This is a genomic window from Pseudaminobacter soli (ex Zhang et al. 2022) (assembly GCF_014595955.1).
Lineage (GTDB): Bacteria > Pseudomonadota > Alphaproteobacteria > Rhizobiales > Rhizobiaceae > Kumtagia > Kumtagia pseudosoli.
In genome coordinates, this window is sequence record NZ_JABVCF010000011.1 from 242,166 (window position 1) to 250,294 (window position 8,129).

The 8,129-nt window shown below is 59.4% G+C and carries 3 protein-coding genes; 2 read left to right on the plus strand and 1 reads right to left on the minus strand.

Features of this window, described 5'->3' with window-relative positions; all coding sequences use genetic code 11:
* The first annotated feature begins 411 nt into the window (after positions 1-411).
* On the plus strand, positions 412-4,497 hold the full coding sequence (locus HUI96_RS20720) for a P-loop NTPase fold protein (RefSeq protein WP_188256581.1): 4,086 nt from the start codon (positions 412-414) through the stop codon (positions 4,495-4,497).
* Between the two features lie 455 nt (positions 4,498-4,952).
* On the opposite strand, the gene HUI96_RS20725 is transcribed toward HUI96_RS20720, so the two are convergent.
* A complete protein-coding gene (locus HUI96_RS20725) occupies positions 4,953-5,366 on the minus strand; it encodes a hypothetical protein (protein ID WP_188256582.1) in 414 nt (137 codons plus the stop codon).
* A gap of 733 nt (positions 5,367-6,099) precedes the next feature.
* On the opposite strand from HUI96_RS20725, the gene HUI96_RS20730 reads away from it, so the two are divergent.
* Positions 6,100-8,129, plus strand: a 2,030-nt coding sequence (locus HUI96_RS20730; RefSeq protein ID WP_188256583.1) for a molybdopterin-dependent oxidoreductase, incomplete at its 3' end; no start/stop codon positions are given.

An 8,129-nucleotide genomic window follows, 5' to 3' on the forward strand; every position in this document is an offset into this window, starting at 1 on the left:
CGCTTGGGAGGAAGGATGTCCGCAACAGCTGCAAACGGATCGCGGCGACCCTTGCGCGAGAGGGAATACCGATCTCATTCCGCACCGTCTGGAAGATTTTGAAAGCAGCAGGGCTGGCAACCGCCAAGGATCGGCAAAGGGCGATTGAGAGCAAGGCGCGATGAGGCAGCATGCCGCCAGTAGAGTTATCTCCGAAAGCGTGGCGCCCAGCTTTCGATCAGTCGTTCTTCGTCCTCAGCCTCATCATCCAGGTCCATGTCGTGTTCTTCAGCAACCCAGGTCATCAGCAGCGTGAGATTCCGGCCATAGGATCGATGATCGGAATTCTATCTGGAACTGGAGTGGCTTTTCCCTCCTCTGGGTAAGCTATAGGCTTCCAATCGGATGGGGCGATCTGGGGGAGCCGGGCAAATGAAGGCGAGTGCAGGATCGATTGGCGGCCAAGAAATGGCCAGCGTGCTGGACAAGGAACTCTCCGACCCAACGAAAGACGCTTTCGGCCATCAGCACTTCTCAGATGCCTTAAGGAACTTGATCGAGAGTCCTCATCGCCCGCCGTTCAGCATTGGACTGCTCGGGTCGTGGGGTACGGGCAAAAGCACCATCAAGGAGCTCTATCTCACCTCCCTCGCTAAGGATTCCAGCGGACCAAACGGCAAGCGAAGAAGGAATCGTTTTCGGCCGGTCACGTTCAACGCCTGGAGATATGGAGCGGGTGAAGATATTAAGCGGGCGCTCCTTCGGCATGTCTTCCTCCGGTTGGGAGGCGACGACGTGGAGCTTCGCCGGAAATTGTACCAGCAGGTCACTGACACGGCCCAAAGCAAGCGCAGCTTGGGGGAGTGGTTCAGAGAGGCTGCACTCCAGAATGTCGCGTCAGCTCTCCTGTTTTTGGTCCTGTTCGCGCTCATTATGGGGACGATGTGGCTGGTCTCTTACGGGCTGGGTCTCTCGGATCAATTGGGCCTTACGGTCGTCCTGACGGCCGCGGCCGCGGTCGCGGCATTCCTGGGCAAATACGTTGTCGATATTCGACTGAAGTCGCCTACGCTTTTCACAAACCAAACTGTGATTTCCTTTCCTGCGACCAGCGCGGAAGAATACGAGCGCCTTCTCGTCGACCAGATACGAAAGTTCAGGGCAAAGCCAGAAGGCCGATCCTGTGAAAGGCTGGTCATATTCGTCGATGATCTCGACAGATTGTCCGCTGTTGAAATGGTTGCTGGACTGGATGCCGTCCGAACGTTCTTGGAACTCCCACTGGGAGAGGTGTCGGACGACTTTGGCGTGATTTTCGTCATCTCTTGTGACGAAGACCGAGTGGCCGATGCCCTATCCCGCGGCCGGGGAAGGGTCAACCCAGACCTGCCAGGCTCGGTATTCACCCGTTCAGACGCAAGACGCTACCTCGATCGTCTTTTCCAGTTTCGTCTCGAGATCCCGCCGTTTCCCAAGCTAGACATGAGGCACTTCGCGGAAGAGAAGCTGCGGCAGTCCAGCCTTGCTGCTGAGATCGAAAAAGGCGGCGTGCGGCTGCAGGATCTCGTGGAGAGGCTCATTCACGTTGGCGTTCAGAGTCCACGCAACGCAATTCAAATCCTGAATGCATTTACCCAGAGTTGGTGGATGGCCGTCCAGCGGGAGAGGAGTGGCATCGGCTCGACCGCGCCGGGAGCGTTGTATGACGGTGCCGTGACAAGCCATCCGTTAGCATTGGCTGCCCTGTGCGTGTTGCGGGCTGATTTTCCAGATTTCTATGGCGAGCTTCAAAGTCGCCCGGAACTTATCCAAGAATTCAACCGAGTGGTCTTCAGGGGAGAAGCATTTGATTCGCTGGCGGTCAGCGCTCAACACGCTCTGAAAGAGTTCTTGGTCGTTGAGGATGGCAAGGTTGGCAATGACGTTCGGTCTGAGCACCGAAACCTTCGGCAATACCTTTCCAGCCTCCTTGACCTGCGGTGGCCAAAATCCCTGCAGCCGCTCCTGCTCCTCGCACAGGATGCGATCTCGCGAAGGCTTGGTGATCGGGCTGCCGAGCTAAATGACGCCTTCGTCTCCGGCGACACCCGGGGAGTCATGGAAGTGCTTGGCCATCACCTCGACAACGATGATCTGAGCCACGAGGATGTCCGCTTGCTGGAAGATCTGGCTGAAGGCCTTTCAGACGAAACACAGGCACGCCGCGTCAATGCTGCGAGAGTGCTAGCTGCCATTGCCCATCGAATCCCTGCGGCTTACCGCAACGGGCTGATGGTCCCCTTGGCGCGGCAGATGATCGGTATCAAGGATATTCGGACCAATGTTGGTCCGGCGGCTGCCAAGGAAATCATTGCTGCTCTGTCACCTGAGGACAGGCGTGAAGTTGCGGAGAGCTTCTCTGGGGACCTATTGACCGGACAGAAGTTGGAATGGCGCCTTCCGACCGGTCAGACGCCGAACCTTGAGGAGCTGGTCTCCGATGTCAGGGCCGCGGCAGAACTCGTACTCACCGTACGTGCGACCGATCAGCTTCTGCCGGTTACCGAATCCCGGGTGAGGAGTTGGCTGCTGAGTCGAGAAGTCCAATCCTCTCAAGGAGCGCAGACGCTACCCTTTGCACAACTCGAAACGTGGATGAACGAGCATGAGGAGCACCTCCTTCGGCCGCTTGGCTCGGACTACACCCAGCTAGCCGTTGACGAACTGGAGAACAATCCGGCGGGTATCCCGGATATCGATCGCATGCTCCAGAGGGTAAGTCAGGTATACAAGGCGCTCGCCGAAGCCGGTGAGGAGAGCCGCGAGGAGCTATGGGAGCAACTGACGAGACTAGTCGCCGTTCGCAGTTCTGACGGCGCATTGACGGCGTGGAAGGAAGCTGGATCCTACGCGAGCTTAGCTACACCGAAACAGGCCCGAACCTTCCTGGTGGCATTTGCCAACAGACTGCATCGGGAGATGGAGGACGGGGATCAACGGGAGCTGGACTGGCAGGCTGGGTCTCAACAGCTTCTCGATCTCGCAACTCGCTGGGAAGCCAACCTGGATCAGGAATCTGCAGCTGGCGTTTTCCCGCTGCTCCAGTCCTGGAGCGGATTCCCCGAAACCTCGGACTACATGAGCCGTGCTGCAGAAATCCTGATGCGTCGCGACCAGGATTCCTGGCACAGCTTGATGGGGTACATAACCAACAAGCCTTTCGGGGAACTGCCGTGGCCGTCCCTTGCCTACGTCGCTTCGCATCTTGATGATCTGACCGAGGAAACTCTGGCCGCTCTGGTGGGTCAGATGAACGCCGTGGTGAATGGGGACAAGATCGAGACGGATACTGCCGAGAAGTATCGCAAATTCATCGATGCGACCGCTGCAATGGGTGGCTGGTCATCGAACCCGCTTTCTACTCATACGAAGACATCTCGCGCCCGCATTCTCGCAATGTCGACTCAAGCTGACTACCTATCCGAATTCTTTCCCGCGGCCAGAAAGCTCTTGAGAATCGCCCCCAAGGGACAGATTGCCAACGTTCTGAAGCCTCTCTTCGAGCAAGCGGCAGGTGCCCCCGAGGCCTATCCAGTCCTACATCGCGAAATGGCTGGCCATTGGCCGGAACAGGACGAGCAGACGGGACCGTATGACGCCGATGCCATTGCCTCTCGTGCGATCCAGTTCATCAAGGAAAACCCGGCGAACTCAGGGTCTGGAGTCGTTTTCAATTCAATTGTGGACATGGTCTCGCGTGACCTCGTCGCAGAGAACATCCGGCCAGGAGTCTCAGATGCCGCCACCATTTTGTGGCGGTATTCGCCCGGAGCAGTGGCCCAATCGATGAGTCAGATCGCGCCCTTTATGGCGGTCACGGATATAAAAAATCTCCTGACGGGCAAGCAGCCGAACGATCCTGATCGGGAGGATATTCAGACGATCATCGACGCGATATCGAGAGAGGCCGATGAACAGCGCCAACTAGCCATTGCCCGCGAGCTTCTCGTGGCTCCCCCGAAGGAAATCAACAGCCTGCCAGATGGAGCGTTGACAATGTGGCTCTCGTCGCTTGGCAGCGGCGAGGGGGCAGTGCTCGCGACATTGCTTCAGGACGATACCCTCAATGAGGAACAGAGGGAGCGCGTTCTCAGCTACGCGATGTCCAGGCGACGGGAACTGGGCCTGACGTTCTTTCTCGAGGTGGCTCCGATCATTCTCTCAAGAACCGGAGAAGCAAAGCCGCTAGCGATCCTCGTCAATGGAATGGAGGACATCCTCGTGCTGGCGACAGACAGCGACCAGAAGAGCTCGCTGGCCGGCGCGCTTGTGCCCACCCTGCCGAACCTCCCCAAGGAGTCCCTGTTGCCAGTCGCTCGGGCCATCGGCCAGCTGGGCGGTAAGGGCATCCTGGAGCGGGATAGCGATGCTTTGCGGAGCATGGATACCGATCAGTTGGACATCCTGATGCGAGCGGTGCCAGGTTCGAAGGTGATTCGAAAACACCTGGAATCGAGCGGCACAAAGGCTACCGAATAGCCTGATCGTTCACAGGATGGCGGCACCTATCCGGCGGGTTCCGCTGGCGACGGTTCGCGGCGCCTCGCTGGCGACGGACCCCGAGAAGCCAATCTGATCTGGCGTGCCGCCAGAGGCGGATGGCGATACGTTGCAAAAGTGCAATGATTTCAGCGGGTCTGAGTCCAAGAGGATGTGGCGACAGAGATCATCGAAACATCCTCTTGAACCGTCGTTAGTATTTCTGGCCTCGCAAGTCGGTTGCCGTCGCGCGAGTAGGATGGGATTTTATCACTTCCGATCACCCGTCTCTCCGCTCCCGTCCGGGATCAAACGAATGACAATCTTGCTGTCCAACCTTACGACGGACTTAACGAGTGTTGGAGTAGCCCCGTCATAGCATTCTGGGATGTCCTCAGGTGCGGCGCAAAGCGCGCGCGCCTCCCAAGCTTGGAACTGATCCTGGGATACCGCCTTCAAAAGGCACGCGACCGGCTCCAACGCCGCACGAGAGTAAGCACACCCAAGGGAGGACTTAATCGCTCAACGAAACGGCACATGCCTTGCAAATCGTATTCAACGTCGACAGGGGATCGAGCTATGACACTGTCGATTTCTGTTCCCCGGATCACCCCTACCTCGCCTTCGAGCACACTCTCGGCCTTCCATGGGTCGCGCCACACTGCCTCGAGCCATAGCAAGGTGGTTCCCTCGTATTCCCCAGCAGCACTGAAATCACGTGTGCCGATCTCGGCTAGGCTGACACTGGCATCCTTCAATTCATCCTGCGCAGCCTCATACGCCTTCTCGTAGGTCGAGTAGAAATCCCGGAAGACCGCACTTCCATTAACGTAGCTCTCGGTAAAGAACGGTTTCTTCCTGTCCAACATCGACGACTGTCCTGCGTGAGAAATGTGAACTCATCCCATCAGCAAAGCCGGGGAGGCCGCGTTGCCATTGCCGCCCTCAGCGCGTGACCTGATTGAGCGTCGACGAATTCGGGGGTCGGCGCAACCTGCGTGTGCGCTTTGGCTGGAGAGAACGGCTTGAGTCCAAATTGAGTTGGCGATGGCCTATCGAAATCCAATCGGACGTGGCGACATCTCCAATACCGATTGGCGACCGCCGGAAAAACCTGAACAATTTCAACAGGGGTGAATCCAGACGGATGTGACGACAAAGACCATGCTCATCAGGCGGCTTGAAAGCGAGCGGTTCCACCGACTGTGGCATTGCCGTCGAGGAAGTCGCCCCTAGTTATTGGCCCGTCCAATATTTAGGGCGCGGTCGAGGTCAGAAATGAACCCGGACTTTGGCCAGACGATCGGAACGTCGGACGGAGTTCCCGCCAGCCCCGCGAGCGCCGCCACAATCTCTGGCTTCGATAGCGCACGTTCCGACCAATACGCTCTCCTCGCCTCGATTCTCCTGCGCGCAACCAATGCCGATTTCCTGACGCGGCTTTCTGGCCTGCAAGGTACGGAGAGTCCGCACCGTCTGGTTCACGTCGCCCTTGGGCAGGCTGGGGCCTGCGCTTCCGCCAATGCGGCTACCGTGGATACCGACCACGTCAGGCCTTCTACGGTTTGAACGGTTACGAGACGTTAGAGAAGTGAGGCCGCCATGTTGACGAAGCGGAAAAACGGCCAAGCGAGCCGCACGAAACTTCAAGGTCTGACGGGGAGCGCCGCGCCGGCTCTCATGGATCGTCGAACCTTCCTGCAGCGCTCCGGCCTCGTCGTCGGCGGGTTGACCGCCGTCGGCTCGCTCCAGCTCGGCACGGTCAAGAAGGCCGCGGCCTTCAGCCCGCCGCAGCCGGGAGTGCCGATCGAGCTGAAGAAGAGCATCTGCACGCATTGCGCGGTCGGCTGTACGGTCACCGCGGCGGTCCAGAACGGCGTGTGGACCGGACAGGAGCCCTCATGGGACAGCCCCATCAACCGCGGCTCTCATTGCGCCAAGGGCGCGAGCGTGCGCGAACTGGTGCACACCGACCGCGGCCTGAAGTACCCCATGAAGCTGGTTGACGGGCAGTGGAAGCGCGTCTCCTGGGACGAGGCGATCAACGGGATCGGCGACAAGCTACTGGAGATCCGGGAAACGTCCGGCCCCGATGCCACCTACTGGATGGGATCGGCGAAATTCTCCAACGAGGGAGCCTATCTCTTCCGCAAATTTGCTGCGCTGTGGGGAACCAACAACCAGGACCACCAGGCGCGGATCTGCCATTCGACAACTGTCTCTGGCGTGGCCAACACCTGGGGCTACGGCGCGATGACCAATTCGTTCAACGACATCCGCAATTCCAAGACGATTGTCATCCTGGGCGGCAATCCGGCCGAAGCGCATCCGATCGCCATGCAGCATCTGCTGGAAGGGAAGGAACTCAACAACGGCAACTTCATCGTCATGGACCCGCGGTTCACCCGCACGGCCGCCCACGCCACCGAGTTCGCGCGCATCCGCTCCGGCACCGACATTGCGGTGGCTTGGGGCCTGCTCTGGCACATCTTCGAGAATGGCTGGGAAGACAAGGAGTTCATCGCGCAGCGCGTCTACGGGATGGACGAGGTCCGCAAGGTGGTGGCCAAGTACCCCCCCGAGGAGGTGGAGCGCATCACCGGCGTGCCCGGCGAGCAGATGAAACGCATCGCTCAAATGTTCGCCACCCAGAAGCCGTCGACCATGATCTGGTGCATGGGACAGACCCAGCATACGGTCGGAACGGCGAATGTGCGCGCGGACTGCATCCTGTGCCTCGCCACCGGCAATATCGGCAAGCCGGGCACCGGCGCCAACATCTTCCGCGGCCATGACAACGTTCAGGGCGCGACCGACATCGGCCTCGATGTGACGACGCTGCCCTTCTACTACGGGCTGACGGAGGGCGCGTGGAAGCACTGGGCGCGAGTCTGGGGGATACCCTATGAGGACCTTCTCGCTCGGTTCGACTCCAAGGACATCATGGAGGCCCCTGGCATTCCGCTGACCCGGTGGTTCGACTCGGTCTTGCTGCCGAAGGAAGACGTCCAGCAGCGCGATACCATGAAGGCGATGTTCGTGCAGGGCCACGCCAGCAACAGCATCACCCGCATACCAGAGTCCATGAAAGGCCTGGCGGCGCTCGAACTGCTTGTCGTCGCCGATCCCCATCCGACCACTTGGGCCTCGCTCGCGGTCAAGGCGGGACGCAAGGACAAGACCTGGCTGTTGCCGGTCTGCACGCAGTTCGAAACGTCGGGTTCCCGCGTCGCCTCCAACCGCTCGCTCCAGTGGGGCGAACAGATCGTCAAGCCGAGCTTCGAGCAGAAGGACGACTATCAGGTCATCTATCTCCTGTCGAAGAAGCTCGGCCTCGCCGACCAAATGTTCAAGAGGATCGCGGTCGAAGGCGACCGCCCGGTGCCCGAGGACGTGCTGCGCGAGATGAACCGCGGAAGCTGGTCGACCGGCTATTGCGGACAGTCGCCCGAGCGGCTCAAGGCGCACATGAAAAACCAGGCGAAGTTCGACCTTGTGACGTTGCGCGCGCCGAAGGACGATCCGGAGGTCGGCGGCGACTATTACGGCCTGCCCTGGCCGTGCTGGGGAAAGCCGGAGATCCGCCATCCCGGAACCGCCAATCTCTACAGCACCGGCTTGCATGTGATGGA